This is a genomic window from Pseudomonadota bacterium (genome assembly GCA_016711215.1).
In the GTDB taxonomy this organism is placed as follows: domain Bacteria; phylum Myxococcota_A; class Polyangia.
In genome coordinates this window covers 213,373-230,823 of the sequence record JADJTL010000003.1, presented here as the reverse complement: position 1 = coordinate 230,823, position 17,451 = coordinate 213,373, and the positions used below count along the sequence as shown (strand labels likewise).

Here is a 17,451-nt window from a genome sequence, read left to right as displayed (position 1 = left end):
GCACCTGACGGAAATTCGGAGCGGCGAGGGTAGCGAGCAGCCCCCTGACGGTCAATTATTGTGGGCGCTCGACAGTATTGCGGCCATTAGTATTGCTGCCATTAGGGCGCTGATCTGGGCGTTCGTCTGGGCGTTCGTCTGGGCGTTCTGGTCCAGAATTCGGGGTCCACTCGGGTACGCTTTGCATAGGTCCGCTGGCGCCACGCGCATTTGCTCTGCTTGCCGCAGCTAACCAGGAGAACGCGATGCCATTTCCCGAACCAAGCGAGCCTCGGGTGAGTGATCAGCCGCTGGAGTTGTTCGCCAAGGTCGAGGCGGACTTGACCTACGTCTGCGGCTGCTTCGCCGAGGTCTTGCGCGACTTGGGCCACCTCGCGCTGGCCTCAGCCATCGAGCGCTTCGGCTCAGCGGACCCCGGCGCGGCGGATGCCGACCTGTGCTCGTCGGTGATGGCGCAGGCCTACTCGATCGCCTTTCAGCTGCTCAATGCGGTCGAAGAGAACGCCGCGGTGCAGGACCGCCGCGTTCGCGAGGATCGCCTGGGCCTGGCAGCCGAGCCGGGCCTCTGGGGGGAGAATCTGCGGCGCTTGACCAGCGCGGGGCTGGGCGCGGAGGCTATCGCGGCCGCACTGCCGCGCGTCCGCGTGGAGCCCGTCTTGACGGCGCACCCGACCGAAGCCAAGCGCGCCACCGTGCTCGAGCACCACCGCGAGCTCTATTTGCTGCTGGTGGCACGCGAGAATCAGGTGTGGACGCGTGCCGAGCGGCAAGAGGCTCGCGAGTCCCTCAAAGCGGTGCTCGAGCGGCTGTGGCGCACCGGCAATATCTTCGTTGAACGCCCTGAGGTCTCGTCTGAGGTGCGCAACGTGCTGCATTACCTGCGCGACGTCTTCCCCGTGGTGTTGCCGCTGCTGGATCAACGCCTGCGGCAAGCGTGGGTCGCCGGCGGGCTCGACGCGTGCCTGCTCGACGACCCCCTGCGGCTGCCGCGCCTATCGTTTGGCAGCTGGGTCGGCGGCGATCGTGACGGCCATCCCTTCGTCACGCCCGAGGTAACCGCGACGACCCTGCGCCTCTTGCGGCAAGAGGCGATCGCACTGCTCCGCCGCCAGCTCACCGAGCTGGTCCGGCGCCTCAGTCTGTCGTCGCACCTGCTCACCCCACCCTCTGACTTGCTGCGGCGTCTGGCCGAATTGCAGCAGGAGCTGGGGCCGGCGTCAGAGGTGGTGCTGCGCGCCAACCCCGCCGAGCCTTGGCGGCAGATCGTCGGGCTGATCCTGTTGCGCTTTCCGAGCGTGGAACCCGAGCCTGAAGGTCCCGGCGCTCAGCCCGCGCGGCCGCAGTATCGCGCGCCCGGCGAGTTGTCGGCCGATCTCGCGCTGGTTGCGAGCTCGCTCGTCGCGGTCGGCGCGGCGCGGCTCGCGCGCGCGGAGGTCTATCCGCTGTGTCGCTCCCTCGCGACCTTCGGCTTCCATCTGGCCGCGCTCGATATCCGTCAGAACAGCAGGGTTCACGACGCGGCGCTGGCGCAGCTGCTTTCGGCGGGCGGAGACGACGGAGCGGACTACGCCGAGTGGGACGAGGGGCGGCGTCTCGAGGTGCTCGAACGAGAGCTGCGCTCGCCGCGCCCCTTCAGCCTGCCGGGCGCCGTTCACGGCGCCGAAGCCGACCTGGTGCTCGGCTGCTATCGCGCGGTCGCCGGTCATGTCGCGCAGTTTGGTCGCGAGGGCGTGGGCGCGCTGATCGTGAGCATGACGCGCCGGCTCTCCGACTTGCTCGCCGTCGTGCTCTTCGCGCGCGAGGTGGGCTTGGCCGAGTATCGATCGGAGGGCCTGGTTTGTGCGCTGCCCGTGGTGCCGCTCTTCGAGACGGCAGACGACCTGCGGTCGGCGCCCGATATCCTGTCGTCCTGGCTCACGCATCCGCTGGTGCGGCGCAGCCTCGAACGCCAACGTGAGTGCGACGGCGCCAGCGAGCTCGTGCAGCAGGTGATGATCGGCTACAGCGACAGCAACAAGGACGCGGGCATTCTGGCCAGCTGGTGGGAGCTCTATCGCGCGCAGCAGGCGATGCTGGTGGTGGCGGAGCGGGCGGGGGTGCGGCTGCGCTTCTTCCACGGCCGCGGCGGCACGATCAGCCGTGGGGCGGGGCCCACGCACCGCTTTCTCAGCGCGGTGCCCGCGCGCGCGCTTGGCGGCGATTTGCGCTTGACGGAGCAAGGGGAAACCATCGCGCAGAAGTACGCCAACAAGTTGACCTGCACCTACAACCTCGAGCTCCTGCTCGCCGGCACGACCGCCGAAACGCTCTTGCGCGTGAGCGCCGACCACGGCACCCCGAGCGAGGCGCTGACCGAGACACTCGAAATGCTGTGCAGGGCCAGCCGCGCGGCCTACCGCGACCTGCTCGAGCTCGATGGCTTCCTCGTCTTTCACCGGCAGGCCACGCCGATCGATGTGATCGAGGCCAGCCGTATCGGCTCCCGGCCGACGCGTCGCCACGGGGTGGGGAGCTTGGCGGACCTGCGGGCCATCCCTTGGGTCTTCAGCTGGAGCCAGGCACGCTACCTGATTTCGGGCTGGTACGGCGTGGGCAGCGCCCTGGCTGAGCTGCGACGCGAGCGTCCGGCGAGCTTCGCGCTGCTCGCGCGGGAGCTGCGCGCTTGGGCGCCGCTGGCGTACGTGATGAAGAACGTCAGCACGAACGTCGCCTCGGCCAGCCTCTCGGTGATGCGCGACTACAGCGAGCTGGTGCGCGACGAGACGGTCAGGCTGCGCGTCTTCGAGCGCATCGAGCGCGAGTTCGAGCTCTGCTGCGAGTTTCTAGAGGAGCTCTTCGAGGGTCCGCTGGCGCTACGCCGACCGCGCCTCTGGCAAACCCTCAAACTTCGCCAAGCGGGCCTCGCCGCGCTGCACCAGCGGCAGATCGAGCTGCTCGCGCGCTGGCGCGACCTCGGTGACTCGGGCCGAAGCGCCGAGTCGAGCGAGCTCTTGCCGCCGCTGCTGCTTACGGTGAACGCCATCGCCAGCGGTATGCGCACCACAGGCTAGAACACGCGGTGGTTCGAGCGCCCGCGTATGGGCGTCCCATGGGCGTCCCATGGCCCAACCAGATGCGCGGACGCATCGCGACCCGCTACGGTGGTCCCGGTGGCATTCACCGTGGATGCAGGACTGCACATCACGTGTGCGTCAAACTAACCCGAGTCGGGAACGCCGAGTCGGGAACGCCCGCGTAGAGGTCGGGGACGGTGGGGGGTTGCGGCCCGTCCCTCATCAGGTGAATGTACGTGGTGATGCGCTCGCTCGACCCCCGTGTACGGAACACCCTGATTGCGATCGCAGTTGTGTTCCCCGTGGCATGCGTAGTCGCCGCCCTTCGCGCGAGCGAGTTCACCGGTCAGCGCCTGGCGCTTTCGGCCGTGATGGCCATTTCGGTGGGCGCACTTGTGGCGATGCTGACTCCCGGCAGGAAGGCGCGCGAGCTGCTCGCACTTCTCGAGTTGGAGCAGCTGACGGGGCAGATTGTGCAAGCGCTGATGCGTCCGGACTATCGACTGGCTCTCCAGGGAGCGGCGCGGGCGAGCCGTCTCGCGGAAGAGAGGCTCGGATCAGAGCATCCTGCGCTGGTGCACTGCCTCTTGAGGGAGGTCTTCCTAAGGAAGCTAGCGAAGGAGCCGGGAGGGGAGGCGCTTGGCACCCGAGCGCTTGAAATCGCGAAGGAGCTTGGGCCTGGGAATGCTGCGACACTTGCACGAGCCCTCGAAGCCATGGCTGGCCAGGCTCGTGCGTCTGGCCACGAGGCGGATTCCGCTGAATTTTGGCAGACTGCCCTTGAGACGTGGAAGAGGGTTTCCGAGGCCCCGGTGAATAATCTGCTGTTCTGCCATCAACAGCTCGCGGCTATACTCGATGACTTGGGAAGGCACGAAGCTTCGATTCCGCATTGGCGCGAAGCGATTGCCTTGTCTGAGCGCATGGGCAATTCCGTCCGTCGCGACATCGACAAGGGCAATCTTGCGTGGGCTCTCATTGAGGCTGGCCGTTTCGAACAAGGAGAGGGGCTAACACGCGAGCGCCTAAACGCTCTCGAGCCGGATAAAGAGGGACTACCGCAGGCAATCGAGATGCTTGCCAGCATGCTCGAGCATCGGCGGGCCTGGGGCGAAGCCGAGGTCTTGCGTCGGAGAGTCGTTGAACTATTCGAAAGAGAGAACGGACCAGAGCACGCCAGCGTGAGCCGGAGCTTGGCCACGCTTGCACGCGTTCGTCGTGAACTCGGAGATTGGGCGGAAGCGGAGACCCTCCTAAGAAGAGCGGTCGGCATTGCAGAGGTCAATGCCAGCGAAGGGAGGCGGGCGTGCTACCAAGGGTTCCTTGCTGAGCGCCTTTCAGCGCTTGCCGATCTCGTGCGCTCGCGCGATCCCAACGAAGCCGAGCAGCTCGAGGAATACGCTGCCAAGGCCCGTTCTGCGGCAAAGGACGCATCGGAGACCTGAGTGTGGCGGTGGTCGACGAGGATGCGATCGTGAGCGGCGCAGAGGTGAAGCCCCTCTACGCTTCGGCGCGGCGTCCCTGGTGCCCCGAGACGAGCTGCCAGGGCTGATTCGCGGCGAGGGGCAGCGCGTCTCAGCCCTCGGCGTGTATGCGGGCGCGGGCCTGGTCAATCTCGCGAGTCCCGACCTGTCGTCGGTGCCCGTCCTGGTGGTCGATCAGATCGACTTCGAGCCATGCCGGGGAGTGCCCCCCGCGAGCGCCTGAGGCCCCGCGCCCGCGCGCGTCCGCCGCGCCGACGCTCGCGTATCATCCGGGCTGGGGAGCATCGACGCCGGGTGGCGAGCATCGAGGGCGGACACTCCCGAATCCCATGCCGTCGCCGCCTGACGAAGCAGATCCTGCGTGAAGCCACCACGCTGCGCGATGGTCTGCTTGAAGCTCCTGGACTCGTCGACCACGCGGTCATCGAGCTTTTCGTCGCACAAATAGAGCACCCATGTCTCGACGCTCCACGTCGGCGCCCACACGGCCCGCCGGTCGCCCTGCTCGCGCGAGCCGGATTTGCCGACCAGGGTATCCAGCCGGTTGCGCCAGCCGACGTTGTCGCCGTCGACAATGAGCACGAACCCCAGTCCCTGCTGGCGTCTCGTCGCCCGCACCTGCCGGCGCACCTCGTACTTGCTCTGACTGATCACCCAGCCGGAGGCTGCGCCCTTGCCGCGAGGAGCCACCAAGAAGGTCAGGCGACGACTGGCGACGCCAAAGCTGGTTCGGAACAGCTCGCGCGCGAAGCGTTCCTGGTCGCGGTCCTCGCACCAGATCCTGAGGCGAACCGAGTTAGTCGGCATCGGCGAGTCCGAGCTTGCTTGCCTCCGACGCGGTCAGTCCCTGGTCGCGGTCGATGCTCAGCTCGCGGACGCGCGTTGGGCCGCCGCCGCCCCGCCAGAGGTACAGCACCTGGTCAGCCGCCAGGTAGTCGATGACTTCGGGGTGGTGCGAGAGCACGAGGAGAGTTCCGTGCTTGGCGTTCACGACCGCCTCGCGCATCGCCGCGAGCCATGGCTGGATCTCGGTCTGCGCGACGAAGTTGTCGGGCTCATCGAATACCAGCAACGACGTGAAGGGGGCGAGCGCGCGAAGGATGCTGTAGAGCACCAGCAAGGCCCGTTGCCCATCGGAGAGCTCATTGACGCCCAGGCTGAAGGTCTTCCCCGATGCACCTGCGCACTCGAGCACCAGCACTCTCGCGTCACGCTCCGTCTTGATCACTTTTGGTGGGGCGTTCAGTCCGGGGATCAGCGGCGCAAGGTCCTCGCGCAGGGCTTCGGCCAGCTCCGGGCGCGTCTGCACCAGCGACCGATACCACGAGGCGTAGTTGCCACCGGTCTCGTGGGGGGAGTCGGATTCCTCGAGAGAGATCGCGTCGAGGGCGTGCGGGCGCAGCGAGAAGAGCCACATCCCCGCCAGCCACTGCTTGAACGCGGTGATGCGCCGGTTGTCCGGGCGCGCGTCAAGCACCGGGAGGAATGACCGCCTCGGCGCGAAGGGAAACGTGGTGCGCGGCTCCGGGCTGGCGTCGTTGCCCTAGAGGTACACCTCACCTCCCACCAAGCGATAGAGAAGATCCGCGCCGGAGGTCAGCCGCTCCTCCCGAATGACCGCGTCACGCTGCTCAGGATCGTGACGGATCTCGAGCATGTAACGGAAGGGCGTGCCCAGCGGGTCCTCGACGTCTAGCTCGATTCGCTGCTCCAAGCGCGTATCCCACCGGGTGCGAGACCGCTGCGGGAAATGCTCGGTCACTGTACCGCCGGTACCGAGGAAGGCCCTGACGGACCGTAACCCATCGAGGACGGTCGACTTCCCGGCGCCGTTGAGCCCGCCGAGCACCGCCACCTGCCCCGGCCGGAGCTCGGAGTTGGTCAGGCAGCGGTAGTTGTCGATGTAGAGTCTCTTCAGCATCCAGCAGGCTCCAGCGCGGCGCTCGACCGACCGCAACGAACGCGGACTGTCTGCGCAACACCGCTTCGAGCCGCTGCATGCCGACATCGGGACGCCCGGGACGCCCGATCTGGGTTGATATGACGCGAAGAAGATGCGCATTTCATCACCCCAAAAGAAGGCTATGCGGTTCTCCGGACGTCCAACCTAGCGGGACGGTGGGAGTGGGTGACGCGAGGCGGAGGCGCGTTCCCTGATCCAAAGGGAATGCTATGTCTTTCGCTAAGCCTCCATTATTGCGCCAGAAGTCTGGGTCCAGGCACTGGCGTGTATCGTCGCGGCGGGGCCTTGGTGGCCAGCCGCCTCCCTCGGCAGGGGAGCAAGGCCGGACCGTTGCGACTATGCCGTCCGAGAATGGCGAAAGCGAAAACTCAAAACATGCGCGCGCCATATTGACCCGCGTGGCGGATGGTGGCAGGGGATGGTGGCAAAGCGACAAGAGGCTGCCAGCCTGCGCCTTCAGCGCGGTGCGTGGAGGGCGACGCTCGTGCTGAGGGGAGACAACGGTTTCTTCGGACGCCCGAGAATGAGCCGCACGAGGGTTGTCGCACGAGGGTTGCCGCACGAGGGTTGCGGCACGAGGGTTGTCGCACGAGGGTTGTCGCACGAGGGTTGTCGCACGAGGGTTGTCGCACGAGGGTTGTCGCACGAGGGTTGTCGCACGAGGGTTGTCGCACGAGGGTTGATGGATGAAGCAGAAGAAGCAGCGCGAGCCCGCTTCAGCCTGGGACCTGCCAGCACGTGACTGCTTCGGTGGGTGGATGGGCACCCAGGTCCGCAACGGCCTGGCCGCGCTCGCTGGTTTTGGCGCGCTGGCTGTCGTGCTCCTCGCTGCGGCGATCGTTCGCAGTGCTTGGCCCCTGCTGGTCGCCGGCTCGGCAGGCCTCCTCGGCCTGCGAGGCTACCGACGGCACGGCGTCTGGCTTCACGCGCTCTGGGTCGCCTCCTTGTTCCTGATGATTGGCGGCCTAGTCTGGCTGTTGTTTTGGTTCGCGCAGCGCTGAGGGGCAGGGCTGTCAGCCGAGGTCAGCCTCGGCCTGGACCGAAGGGGGGAGAGATGGCGTCCAATGGGGACCGGGTATGTGTCGTCTACAGGAGCGACCTCGAGCTGCGCGGGGGGGCCACACTCCCATCGTTGTTGCGGACAATGGCACGCGCAGCCTGGCAGGACTTCCGCCTGACGAACTCCAGCGCCGGAGGCAAGGCCGCAAAGCTCGGAGCGGGCATGATCGTAGGAAGTGCCCTGGCGAGGGAGTTCGGCGCGCTGACTCCCTTGCAGTGGGCAAGCCGAGGGTTTGGAGCCATTCCTGCCGAGTTCACGAGCTCAGGGACGCTTCAGGTCTTTCGCTGGTCCTTCGGTCAACGCCTGCTGCATGTGGTGGCCGCTGCCGGCATGAAATTCGTCCTGGTCACGGTCGCCTTCGAAGGGGGTGTAGCCGTAGGCAGCGTGTTCAACCAGACCCTGTCTGAACGGTCAAAGGACGCCATTGGCGGTGCGCTGAACGAGATCGTCCACTGTGAGGGCTGGAAGGAGCTGTGGCGCCATCCTTTTGGGCTCGGCCTTTAGTGCTATGGGTAGCGCGCATAGCCGAATCGCCCTCCTGAGGCGCATCGTCGCCTGAGACGCGCCGAGAGCGAGGGGAGGCGCGGTTGAGCAGCGAGCGAGGCGCGGAGACACCCGTGAAAATGATGGCCTCAGTCGGATGAATGCTTCCGCGCCACGGCCCCGCTTCGGGGAGAAGGTTGTACGCCTCGGCGTGCGGCAGACGCCCTGGGCCGACGTCTACTTCCAGGTGATGGACAGCTCCTGGCCGCAGCTGATGGGTCTGGTGGTTGCCGCCTTCGTCGCGGCCAATGCCCTCTTCGCGGGGCTCTTCCTGCTCGGTGGGGACTGCGTAAAGAACCTCGCCCCCGGATCCTTCGGCCAGGCCTTCTTCTTCAGCGTCGAAACGATGTCCACCATCGGCTATGGCGCGATGGTGCCGAAGACGACCTATGCCTCGATGGTCGTGACGCTCGAGGCACTGGTCGGCGTGCTGGGCTTCGCGGTGGTCACCGGGCTGACCTTTGCGAAGTTTGCCCGGCCGCGGGCACGGGTGCTCTTCAGCGAGCGCGCGGTGATCACGCGCTACCACGGTCAGCCGGCGCTGATGTTTCGGGTCGGCAACACCCGCACCAACGAAGTGGTGGAGGCCACTGTGCGGGTGGCAGTCCTCAAAGACGAGGTCAGCCCCGAAGGTCAGTCGATGCGGCGGCTGCACGATTTACGGCTGATCCGCACGACGACCCCGATCTTCTATCTGAGCTGGACCGTCATCCATCCGATCGACGTGCACAGCCCCCTGTATGGGCTGGACGCGCAGGCCCGCCATGATGGTCACGTGCTGGTGATCGCCACCCTGACCGGGATCGATAGCACCCTGGCGTCGCAGGTGCACGCGCGTCACGTCTACCACCCAGATGAGGTGCTGCTGAACCGGACGCTGGTCGACATCATCGAGACGCTGCCCGACGGGCAGCTGCAGATCGACTATCGCCGCTTTCACGAGACCCAGCTCGCCGCCGAGGCACCGTCGAGCCTTGGTGGGGCGTCCCAAGAACCGGGCTGAGAACGGGGCTGCTAAGGCGTCCGAGGCTCCCTGGCGAGCGAACCAGCGCTGCCGGGGACGCGCCCGGGACGCTGGGGCGAGATGCAGACCAGTGGGGTGGGGAGGGCGACGATGATTCCTAGGCTGAGACTCGGTCGTTGGATGGTGGCTTGCGCAGCCTGCCTCGCGCTCGAGGGCTGCAGCGCAAGGCGTTCGCCGCCCGCAGGGCAACGACCGGACGGGCCGCTGTCAGCCAGCCGAAGCGTGGGGGAGGTGCGGCTCGCCGAGCGGGGTGAAGCGCGTGGGCAGGTCGCTGCGGACGAGGGGTCTAGGGGGACCGCGCGCATCGCCACTGCCGGTCCAGTCGCGGCGCGCTGCCTCGAGGCGATTCGAGGGTTCATCGCTGCGCAAGAGGATACGGCGGTGATCGGCAGGTCGGAGGCGGAGCTTCGACTGAGCTTCTGCGACGTTTCTCCGCTGGATATGAGCTTTCAGAACCTGGTGTCGAAGAAGCTGCATCCCTATCGCCCTCCGAGGGCTAGTCGGCTGCTGAGACTCGCCAGGACCTACGTTGTCTTTGAGGTGCAGGATGACAAGGTCGTCAGGGTGCATCGCCTGGCGGGGTGACCTTCGTTCTGTGAGGCGGGCGGTCCAAGACGCGGGTAGGGGCTACGGCGGGCGTGCGGCGGCGAGGGAGGTGGGTTCCGTCGCTCCGTGCTTGAACTCGGGGCGACCGCTCCCGCCGCCCGCGCAGGAGAGGATCGACGAGGTGACGATGTCGGCGCCCTGCTCCTCCAGCCACTCGAGCCCGGCGATCCACCCGTCGTCCTCGAGCTGGGTGTTCAGGCTGAGGTCGTCGATCTTGGCGAGCAGTACCGTGACCTCGGGTGCCACGCCGCTGAAGACGCCAGGCTCCTGCCCGGCGAGCAGCGAGAGCACCTTGGTGCCGTGATCGTGCTGCCCGGGTGGGTCGCCGGCCTCGTTCGCGGTGGTCAGGTCGCCCTGCACGAAGTCACGCTGCGCGAGCACCCGTAGCCCGGCGAAGGCGGGGTGTGAGAGCAGAAAGCCCGTGCCCTGCACGCCCACGACCACGTCGCGGCCACCCCGGCCTCGCTGCGCCCGCGCGCTTCACGGGGGCGAGGAATGTCTGAAGGGTCGTAGCCGCGCCATCGCGCGGGGTCGCGCCGGAATCGACCCTGCGTCGCGGCTGCAGTAGACTGCGCGCTCGATCATTGAGCGCAGCGCAGCACGCCGCGTGGCGCGGTCGAGCGCAGGGCCGCGTTCGGCCGGAGAGGCGTTCGTCGTGGGTAGCATCCTCTTCGACGACGAGGTCGAGGCCGACCTCGGGAGGCTCGATCGGGCCTGGCGCGCCGACGACAGCTTCTGCTTCGTGCCGCGGAAGTGCCCGGTGGCGCTGTCGTGGATCGAGGCGGCGCTCGAGCGCCTTCCGGGCCCCTTGCAGCGCGGGCATTTCGCCCTGCTGACCTCCGGGAGCACGGGCGCGCCGAAGCTCGTGGTGGGCGCGCGCTCGCGCGCGGAGGGTCTCGCGCGGCTGTTGCACGCCCTGCAGCAGAGCGAGCCGGTCGCGCAAACGCTGCTCTTGTTGCCGCTGACCTACTGCTATGCGTTGGTCAATCAATGGCTGTGGGCGCGCCTCTTCGATCGCACGCTGACGACGACCAGCGGCCTCGGCGATCCGGCGGCGCTGCGGCGCAGCCTCTCCGAGGCTCAGGACGCGATGCTCTGTCTGGTCGGCGCTCAGGCGCAGCTGCTGGGGCGGCATTTTGGCGAGGCGGTATTCCCAGGGGTGATCCGCCTCCATTTCGCCGGCGGGCCCTTTCCCCAGCGCGAGCTGCCGCTGCTTCGCCGGATGTTTCCCCGGGCCCAGGTCTTCAATAACTACGGCTGCGCGGAGGCGATGCCGCGGCTGGCGTTGCGGCGCGCCGAGGAAGGCGCCTCGGCGGCCGACCTCGGCCGGCCGCTGCCGGGCATCGAGCTCGCGCGTGACGATGCTGGCCGCTTGCTCTTCCGCAGCCCCTTCGCCGCGGTCGCCGTCGTCGACGATCAGGGTTTTCGCGCGCTGGCGCCGGAGCAGTTCGTGCAAACGGGCGACCTCGGGCGGCCGGGCGCCGCTGGCCATTGGCAACTCGACGGCCGTGACGGCGAGGTCTTCAAGCGCTACGGCGAGAAGGTCGCCGTCAGCGCGGTCTTGAGCAGGGTGCTCGAGCAGTGGCACGGTGAGGCGGGGCACTGCTCGCTGGAGGACGCCCTGGGCGAACCCGGCTACGTGTTGGTGTTGGCTCCGGCGCCGAGCGAGGCGGAGGTGCGCGGGGTGTTACGCACGCTGCGGGCGCACTTCCCGCGACCGCATTGGCCGCTGCGCCTCGAGAGCGTATCGGCGCTGCCGCGGCTCGACAACGGCAAGGTCGACCGAGTTGGGCTGGGGGCGATGGCCGAAAGAACCGTGCATTGGCGGCAGGGGTGAAGAGGATTATGACGGAGCGCGACCGGCTCAGGGCCTTGTTGATCGACACGTTTCTGCTCGACCCCGAGGAGTTCAGCTTCGAGCTGCAGCGGGCGCAGGTGGATACGTGGGATTCGCTTGGGGTGGTCTCGCTGGCCGTCGGCGTCGAGCAGACCTTCGGCTATCACCTCAGTCCGGAGGAGGCGATGGGCCTCGACGGCGTGCCCGCGTTGGTCGCGATCCTCGAGCGTGAGGGCGTCGGCTGTGGGGAGTAGCGCCCGTGCGGACTAGCGACGCCGCGCAGGCCCCGCGCGTTCAGCCGGTCTGGACCGCGGCCGAGCTCTGCTCGGCGGAACTCGGCCGGGCTGCGCATTGGACGACGGCGTCGCTGCGCGAGCGCGTGACGCGCGCGCTGCCCTGGCCGGCGCTGGAGTCCGCGCTGCAGCCGCTGCCGCCGCTCGATGCGCTGATCGCCGTCGGCGGTGGCACGTTGCTCGACCAGGCCAAGCTGCTGCGCTGGCAATACCACCCCGAGCTGCGGCTGATCGCCGTGCCGTCGCTCTGGGGCAGCGGCGCCGAGAGTTCGCCGATCGCGGTGCGCAATACGCCGAGTGGCAAGCAGATCACCGTCGACCCAGGACTGCTGCCCGACGTGCGTGTGCTGTGGCCGGAGCTGCTCGAGGGCCTGACGGATCAGCGGCTGCGTGACGCGAGCGGCGATGTCTGGGCCCACGCGCTGGAGGGCTTCCTCTCGCCGCTGGCCACGCCGGAGCTGCGCGCGGAGCTGGCCGCGCTGATGCGCCGGATGCTGATCGTCGGGATCGGTCGCGATCCGGAGTGGCTCGAGCTCGGAGCGGCTGCGAGCGCCGGCCAGGCCCGCTCGAGCGTCGGACTGGTGCATGGGATCGCGCATGTGCTGGAGAGCGCGCTCGCCTGCGACGCGCGGGGCCTGCGCCTGGGCCACGCGGCGCTCTGTGCGACCTGGCTCGGGCCCGTGCTGCGCCACGCTGAGCAGACCACCGGCAAGGTCGGTCGTCTGCTCGCGGAGTATGCCGTGGACGCCACAGCGGTCTGGGCCACGGCGCAAGCGCTCGGCGACCCGGCGCGCCAGCGGCAGTTGCTACCGCTGCTGCGCGCGCAATGGCCGGCGATCTTGCGCGATCGCTGCACGCGCACCAACTGCGCCCTGGTGCGGCCGAGCGCGCTGGAGCTCCTGATCGAGCAGGAAGTCGAAGGGGGAGCCAGGTGACGCTGCTCGATGCTTCCCCCTACGCCTCGCGCAGCCAGCAGCAGCTGGTGGCGGAGCTCGAGCGCCTGACCGCGCATCACCTGGCAGGCTGCCCCGAGCTGGCCCGCGCCTGGCCCGGCTGGCGTCCAGACGGCACCGTCGCCAGCCTGCCCTATCTGCACGTGGGGCTCTTCAAACGCCTGCGCCTGCTGACCCAGGGCGTGCAGCTCGAGCACCAGCGGACGCTACTCTCGTCGGCGACCACCGGCGCGACGCCGAGCATGATCGTGCTCGACCGGTATAGCTCGGCGCTGCAGGCGCGCAGCAGCGCGGCGATCCTGCGCGATTTCCTCGGGGCCGAGCTCCGCCCTCTGCTGGTGCTCGACAGCGCGCGCTCGCTGCTGCGTCGCGGCGAGGTCACGGCTCGCACGGCCGCCGCGCTCAGCCTCAAGCCCTTGGCCTCGGCGATCCACTTCGTGCTCGCCGATAGCGACGATCCGCGCAGCCTCGACTGGGCGAAGGTCGCGGAGGTGGCCGAGGGCGCGTCAGGTCTGCTGGTCTATGGCTTCACCTCGATGCTGTGGGGCGCCTGGGGCAGCGCTGCGCCGCCCCAGCGCGTTCGCCGTCGCTTGCAGGGCACGTCGATCCACTTCGTCCATAGCGGCGGCTGGAAGCGCCTGGAGCGCCAGGCCGTGACGCGTGAGCGCTTCGACGCCGCGCTGCTCGCGGCCGCCGGCGCGGGATCGCGGGTCGTCGACTACTACGGCCTCGTCGAACAGGTCGGCATCGTCTATCCGCTCTGCGAGCAGGGACTGCGCCACGTCCCGCGATGGGCCGACGTGCTCGTCCGTGATCCCCATACGCTCGCGCCGCTCCCCAGCGAGCCCGGCCAGCTCCAGCTGCTCAACGTGCTGAGCTGGGGTGCGCCCTGTCACAGCGTGTTGACGGAGGATCTGGGGCAGCTCGAGCCGGGGGACTGCGCCTGTGGCCGTCACGGCCCCCGCTTCCGCCTGCTGGGGCGGCTGCCCAAGGCGGAGCTGAGGGGCTGCGCCAATGGCTGAGGCAATGCATCGGAGTTTGCGTCGCTCGGCACGGGGGACGGCGGCGTTGGCGCTGCCCTTCGACCTGGAGGCGCTGCTGGCCGAGTGGCATGCGCTGCGCGCTGCCATGTGCCGCGAGCTGCCACCAGCGTTCACGCGCGACGAATGGGCCTATCTGATTGCCTTCGTCGATCGCTCGCAGCTCGAGCGCGTGTTGGCGCAGGCCTTCGGCGCTGCGGTAGGCAGTGACGAGGCGGTGGATTGGGTGGTGCGCCCGCGCGGACGCGTGGCGGTCTGGCTGCCGAATAACGTCAGCTTGCTCGGTCCGCTGCTCCTGGTGCTGCTCAGTCTGACCGGCAATGCGGTCGACCTGAAGTCGGGCTCGAGCGCCGACGATCTGACGGCGGCGTTCTTGTCCTTCCTCCGCGCTCAGGCTGGCCGTGGTGGCGAGCTGGCGCGGCTGCTCGACCGGGTGGAGCACTTCTCCATCGGCCGCGACGACCCGCGGCAGGCGGGGATGGCGGCGGCGGCGCAGGTCCGCATCGTCTTCGGGACGCATGCGGCGGCCGAGGCGATTGAGGCGCTGCCCCATCCGATCGAGAGCTGTGGCTTCGCCTTCGTCGAGCGGCATTCGGAGGCGTGGATCGAGGCCGGCGCGGTGGATCGCGCGACGGTCGACACGCTGATCAAGGTCTTCGCGATTTACGGCCAGGCCGGCTGCACCTCCCCGCGGCGCGTGCTGCTGCTCGGCGGCGACGAGGCGCAGGCGCGCAGCTTGCGCGATCAGCTCAGCCTCCGCTGGCGGCGGGCCGTGCCGCGCGACGCACCGCTCCATCTGGCCTCGGCCAACACGATGGCGCGCCAGCTCGCGGCGGCGCACGGCTGGGATGCCGTGCTGGTCGAGCGCCACGCGGCCGTGTTGGCGCTCGGCGACCTCGCGCTACCCCTGATCGAGGAGCCGATGACCTTGCTGCTCTCGTGGGCGACGCCCGAGGCGGCCGCGGCGCGACTGCCGGCGGACACGCAGACCATCGGCTACGCGCTGGCGGCGCGGGAGGGCCGGCCGCGCTGGTGGCCTGCGCTCGCCCCCAAGGCGGTCAAGCGCCTGGTGCCGCTGGCCGAGATGCATCACTTCGGCCCGGTATGGGACGGCTGGAGCTACTGGCTGAGCTGCTTCGAGTGGCTCGAGGTGCGCTGATGCTGCGCGAACACGAACTGAACAGCCGCTGGTGGGGCGAGCCGGTCGGCATCGTCGATCGTCTCGATTGGATCGAGCTGCCCGCGCGCGAACGCGAGCGCCAGCTCCGGGCCTTCGCCTGGGTCGAGCTCAAGGCACCGCTGCACGGCGCGCTGCCCCTCGCGGCCCTGCGGCGGGCGGGCTTCTATCAGGTCGACACGCAGCTGCATTTTCGGATCGCGCTCGAAGGTCTGCGACGGACGACGAGCGCGGCCGAGCTGGTGGTGGAGGCGGCCGACCGCGCCCCTTTTCGGCTCGAGGCCGAGGCGCTGGCGCGCTTCGAGCACGAGCGCTTCAGTGTTCTGCCGGGGATGACCGCGGCGCGCCTGAGCGAGCGCTATGCCCTCTGGGGCAACCGACTGATCACCGCGCAGCCGGCGGACTGCCTGCGCGTCAGCAGCCGCGCCGGGCAGGTGCAGGGTTGGTTTCTGGCCGCGCGCCGGGCGACGCAGATCGATTTGACGCTGGCGATGCTGAGCCGCGAAGCCACCGTCAGCGGATACCTGCTCTACCAGCTCGCGCTGGCGAGCTATGCGGAGCGCGGCGCGCGGATCGGCGCGGCCTCGTTTCAGGCGAGCAACACGGCGGTCCACAACATCTACGCGAGTCTCGGTGCGCGCTTCGTCCGGCCCACCGGCTGCTGGTTTTGGGTGCGGGGAGGCGCGCGCCCCGCGTGTTCGTGCAACGAGGGAGAGGGCCAATGACTGAGCGCTCGTCCGGCGTCGCCGCGCGGTCGAGGGCGTGGGTGCCCGCCGCGATCATCCTGCTCTACCTCGGGGCGCTCGGCGTGCTCGCGCTGACGGGGCACTTCGGCTTCATCTTCAAGACCGCGATCGTCCCGGTGCTCTTCCTGGTGGCGATGGCGACCCGTCGCTTCAAGGTCTTCATCTGCGACTGGGCGGTCTTCCTCTCGCTGATCGTGCTCTTCGATGCGCTGCGCGGCCTGGTGTATTCAGTGACGACCAAGCTCGGCCTGCGGGTGTACATGGGCTACGCCATCGCCGCCGAGCGCGCCCTCTTCGGCGAGGTGCCGACCGTTACGCTGCAACGTGCGTGGTATCGGCCGCCGACGATCGGGCTGCTCGACAAGACGGCCGTGATCATCCATGCGTCGCACTTCGTCGTGTTCTTCTTCTTCGCGCTGGCGATCTGGGCCTGGCGCCACGAGGACTTCGGGCGCTTCAAGCTCGGAATGCTGCTGACGCTGGGCGCTGGCCTGCTGCTCTACTTCGTCGTGCCGACCGTGCCGCCGTGGATGGCCTCCGGCACCTTCAGCGCGCTGCCGCCGATCGCGCCGATTCGCTCGTCGCTCTACAGCTTCAGCGTGCCGACGCTGCAGCGGGCCTTCGACGTCAACCCAATCGCGGCGATGCCCTCGCTGCACACGGCCTTCCCCGCGTTCTTCGCCTGCGTCGCGCTCTGGCACTTCGGTTGGCGCGGCGTCCCGGCGCTGGTCTACCTCGCCGGCGTCGTGCTCTCGCTCGTCTATCTCGGTGAGCACTATATCGTCGACGAGCTGGCCGGAATCGCGGTCGCCGGCCTGGCCTTCGTGGTCGCCTACAAGACCGAGCTCTTCCGCCGACCGGCGGCCGCGGCGCCGACCGCGGCGAACGCGCCAGGGCGCGCGCCAGCGACCATGGCCACGAGCGCAGCGGCGCCGCCCGCGCGTTTCGGCTGGAACGATCGCGCCCTCCGCCTGCCGGTGCTGCTCTCCTTGCTGATCGTGCTCGGCTCCGAGGTGGTCGGTCGTGCCTCGCTGATGTTACGCGGCGGCTTTCCGCTGACGCAGGACTTCATCGAGCGCGAGCTGGTCGGCAAGACGCCCTTTGGCCACTACCTGGCGGGGATCGAGTACCTGGTGCAGGGCCACCGACGGCGCGCGCTGCAGGCCTTCGATCGGGCGTTGGGCGAGCTTCCGGCGGGCAAGCAGCACGCGCAGGCTCGCAGCTTGCTCGGGCGCACGGCCTTCGAGCTGGGCGAGTTCGCGCGGGCGATCCGCGCGCTGGAGCCGGCGCCTGGGGTGCGCCTGGCGGCGGAGGATGCGCGAGTCTTGGCCCTGGCCTGTGCTGAGGCCGGTCAGCGCGCGCGCGCCCTGCCGCTGCTGAGCAAGCTGCGCCAGCGCTTGCCGGCCGATCCCGACGTGCTCTTCTGGCTGACCTTCGCCCGCTTCGAGCAACGCAGCATCGATCGCGTCGAGGTGGCGCGCGCCGCGACCGAGCTCGCGCAGCTTCCGGGAGGCAAGGGCCGCGCCGCGCTGCTCGCGCGGCGGCTACGCTCCCTGCTCGCTCCGCCACGCTGAGGCGCGGACGGCGAGGCGCGCGCGTGGCGGCAACTTGCTCTTATGGGCCGGCCTCCGTATCGTCCGCGGCCATGACATCCGGACAACGCTCCGTCGAA

The 17,451-nt window shown here is 68.8% G+C and carries 17 protein-coding genes; 13 read left to right on the top strand and 4 right to left on the bottom strand.

The features are described 5' to 3' along the window. Positions 1-245 precede the first annotated feature (245 nt). Entirely contained in the window at positions 246-3,050 is a 2,805-nt protein-coding gene (locus tag IPL40_09970; protein MBK8481486.1) for a phosphoenolpyruvate carboxylase, read from the top strand. Positions 3,051-3,289: 239 nt separating this feature from the next. After that, complete coding sequence (locus tag IPL40_09965) at positions 3,290-4,498, top strand: tetratricopeptide repeat protein (protein ID MBK8481485.1); 1,209 nt, start codon at positions 3,290-3,292, stop codon at positions 4,496-4,498. Between the two features lie 213 nt (positions 4,499-4,711). Here IPL40_09965 and IPL40_09960 read toward each other — a convergent pair whose 3' ends face one another. From IPL40_09960 to IPL40_09950, 3 genes are all read right to left on the bottom strand, one after another. Then, positions 4,712-5,191, bottom strand: a complete 480-nt coding sequence (locus IPL40_09960; GenBank protein MBK8481484.1) for a hypothetical protein — start codon at positions 5,189-5,191, stop codon at positions 4,712-4,714. A 142-nt stretch (positions 5,192-5,333) separates the two neighbouring features. Next, complete coding sequence (locus tag IPL40_09955; GenBank protein ID MBK8481483.1) at positions 5,334-6,014, bottom strand: ATP-binding protein; 681 nt, start codon at positions 6,012-6,014, stop codon at positions 5,334-5,336. Positions 6,015-6,080: 66 nt separating this feature from the next. Beyond that, entirely contained in the window at positions 6,081-6,458 is a 378-nt protein-coding gene (locus IPL40_09950) for a hypothetical protein (GenBank protein MBK8481482.1), read from the bottom strand. A gap of 728 nt (positions 6,459-7,186) precedes the next feature. Between IPL40_09950 and IPL40_09945 the strand changes: the two genes are divergently transcribed. The 4 genes from IPL40_09945 to IPL40_09930 all read left to right on the top strand — a co-directional run bounded on the left by IPL40_09945 (position 7,187) and on the right by IPL40_09930 (position 9,712). Then, a complete protein-coding gene (locus tag IPL40_09945; GenBank protein MBK8481481.1) occupies positions 7,187-7,501 on the top strand; it encodes a hypothetical protein in 315 nt (104 codons plus the stop codon). A 143-nt stretch (positions 7,502-7,644) separates the two neighbouring features. Then, a complete protein-coding gene (locus tag IPL40_09940) occupies positions 7,645-8,064 on the top strand; it encodes a hypothetical protein (GenBank protein ID MBK8481480.1) in 420 nt (139 codons plus the stop codon). Positions 8,065-8,200: 136 nt separating this feature from the next. Further along, positions 8,201-9,106 carry an ATP-sensitive inward rectifier potassium channel 10 gene (locus IPL40_09935; protein ID MBK8481479.1) on the top strand — a complete coding sequence of 302 codons (906 nt, stop codon included), beginning with the start codon at positions 8,201-8,203 and terminating at the stop codon, positions 9,104-9,106. Positions 9,107-9,508: 402 nt separating this feature from the next. Beyond that, positions 9,509-9,712: a hypothetical protein gene (locus IPL40_09930; protein MBK8481478.1), complete on the top strand. Its 204-nt coding sequence runs from the start codon at positions 9,509-9,511 to the stop codon at positions 9,710-9,712. Positions 9,713-9,754: 42 nt separating this feature from the next. On the opposite strand, the gene IPL40_09925 is transcribed toward IPL40_09930, so the two are convergent. Beyond that, positions 9,755-10,177, bottom strand: a complete 423-nt coding sequence (locus tag IPL40_09925; GenBank protein ID MBK8481477.1) for a S8 family serine peptidase — start codon at positions 10,175-10,177, stop codon at positions 9,755-9,757. Between the two features lie 211 nt (positions 10,178-10,388). Here IPL40_09925 and IPL40_09920 point away from each other — a divergent pair, with 211 nt between their 5' ends. Genes IPL40_09920 through IPL40_09890 form a run of 7 tightly spaced genes read left to right on the top strand, consistent with a single transcriptional unit; the run spans position 10,389 to position 17,353 of the window. Then, positions 10,389-11,570: an AMP-binding protein gene (locus tag IPL40_09920; GenBank protein MBK8481476.1), complete on the top strand. Its 1,182-nt coding sequence runs from the start codon at positions 10,389-10,391 to the stop codon at positions 11,568-11,570. Between the two features lie 8 nt (positions 11,571-11,578). After that, positions 11,579-11,824 (top strand): acyl carrier protein, encoded by a 246-nt coding sequence (locus IPL40_09915; GenBank protein ID MBK8481475.1) that lies wholly within the window; start codon positions 11,579-11,581, stop codon positions 11,822-11,824. Between the two features lie 5 nt (positions 11,825-11,829). Beyond that, complete coding sequence (locus tag IPL40_09910) at positions 11,830-12,798, top strand: iron-containing alcohol dehydrogenase (GenBank protein MBK8481474.1); 969 nt, start codon at positions 11,830-11,832, stop codon at positions 12,796-12,798. Then, positions 12,795-13,838 (top strand): acyl-protein synthetase, encoded by a 1,044-nt coding sequence (locus IPL40_09905; GenBank protein ID MBK8481473.1) that lies wholly within the window; start codon positions 12,795-12,797, stop codon positions 13,836-13,838. Before IPL40_09910 ends, IPL40_09905 begins: the two co-directional genes overlap by 4 nt. Then, complete coding sequence (locus IPL40_09900) at positions 13,831-15,015, top strand: hypothetical protein (protein ID MBK8481472.1); 1,185 nt, start codon at positions 13,831-13,833, stop codon at positions 15,013-15,015. Before IPL40_09905 ends, IPL40_09900 begins: the two co-directional genes overlap by 8 nt. After that, on the top strand, positions 15,015-15,758 hold the full coding sequence (locus IPL40_09895) for a hypothetical protein (GenBank protein MBK8481471.1): 744 nt from the start codon (positions 15,015-15,017) through the stop codon (positions 15,756-15,758). Before IPL40_09900 ends, IPL40_09895 begins: the two co-directional genes overlap by 1 nt. Beyond that, complete coding sequence (locus IPL40_09890; GenBank protein ID MBK8481470.1) at positions 15,755-17,353, top strand: phosphatase PAP2 family protein; 1,599 nt, start codon at positions 15,755-15,757, stop codon at positions 17,351-17,353. The genes IPL40_09895 and IPL40_09890 overlap by 4 nt, the downstream gene beginning before the upstream one ends. The last annotated feature ends 98 nt before the right edge of the window (positions 17,354-17,451 follow it).

Excerpts from the sequence above, each read along its gene's own strand:
- IPL40_09945 (MBK8481481.1), top strand. The coding sequence starts at position 7,187 with ATGAAGCAGAAGAAGCAGCGCGAGCCCGCTTCAGCCTGGGACCTGCCA.
- IPL40_09970 (MBK8481486.1), top strand. The coding sequence starts at position 246 with ATGCCATTTCCCGAACCAAGCGAGCCTCGGGTGAGTGATCAGCCGCTG.
- IPL40_09915 (MBK8481475.1), top strand. The coding sequence starts at position 11,579 with ATGACGGAGCGCGACCGGCTCAGGGCCTTGTTGATCGACACGTTTCTG.
- IPL40_09950 (MBK8481482.1), bottom strand. The coding sequence starts at position 6,458 with ATGCTGAAGAGACTCTACATCGACAACTACCGCTGCCTGACCAACTCC.
- IPL40_09900 (MBK8481472.1), top strand. The coding sequence starts at position 13,831 with ATGGCTGAGGCAATGCATCGGAGTTTGCGTCGCTCGGCACGGGGGACG.
- IPL40_09890 (MBK8481470.1), top strand. The coding sequence starts at position 15,755 with ATGACTGAGCGCTCGTCCGGCGTCGCCGCGCGGTCGAGGGCGTGGGTG.
- IPL40_09935 (MBK8481479.1), top strand. The coding sequence starts at position 8,201 with ATGAATGCTTCCGCGCCACGGCCCCGCTTCGGGGAGAAGGTTGTACGC.
- IPL40_09895 (MBK8481471.1), top strand. The coding sequence starts at position 15,015 with ATGCTGCGCGAACACGAACTGAACAGCCGCTGGTGGGGCGAGCCGGTC.
- IPL40_09940 (MBK8481480.1), top strand. The coding sequence starts at position 7,645 with ATGGCACGCGCAGCCTGGCAGGACTTCCGCCTGACGAACTCCAGCGCC.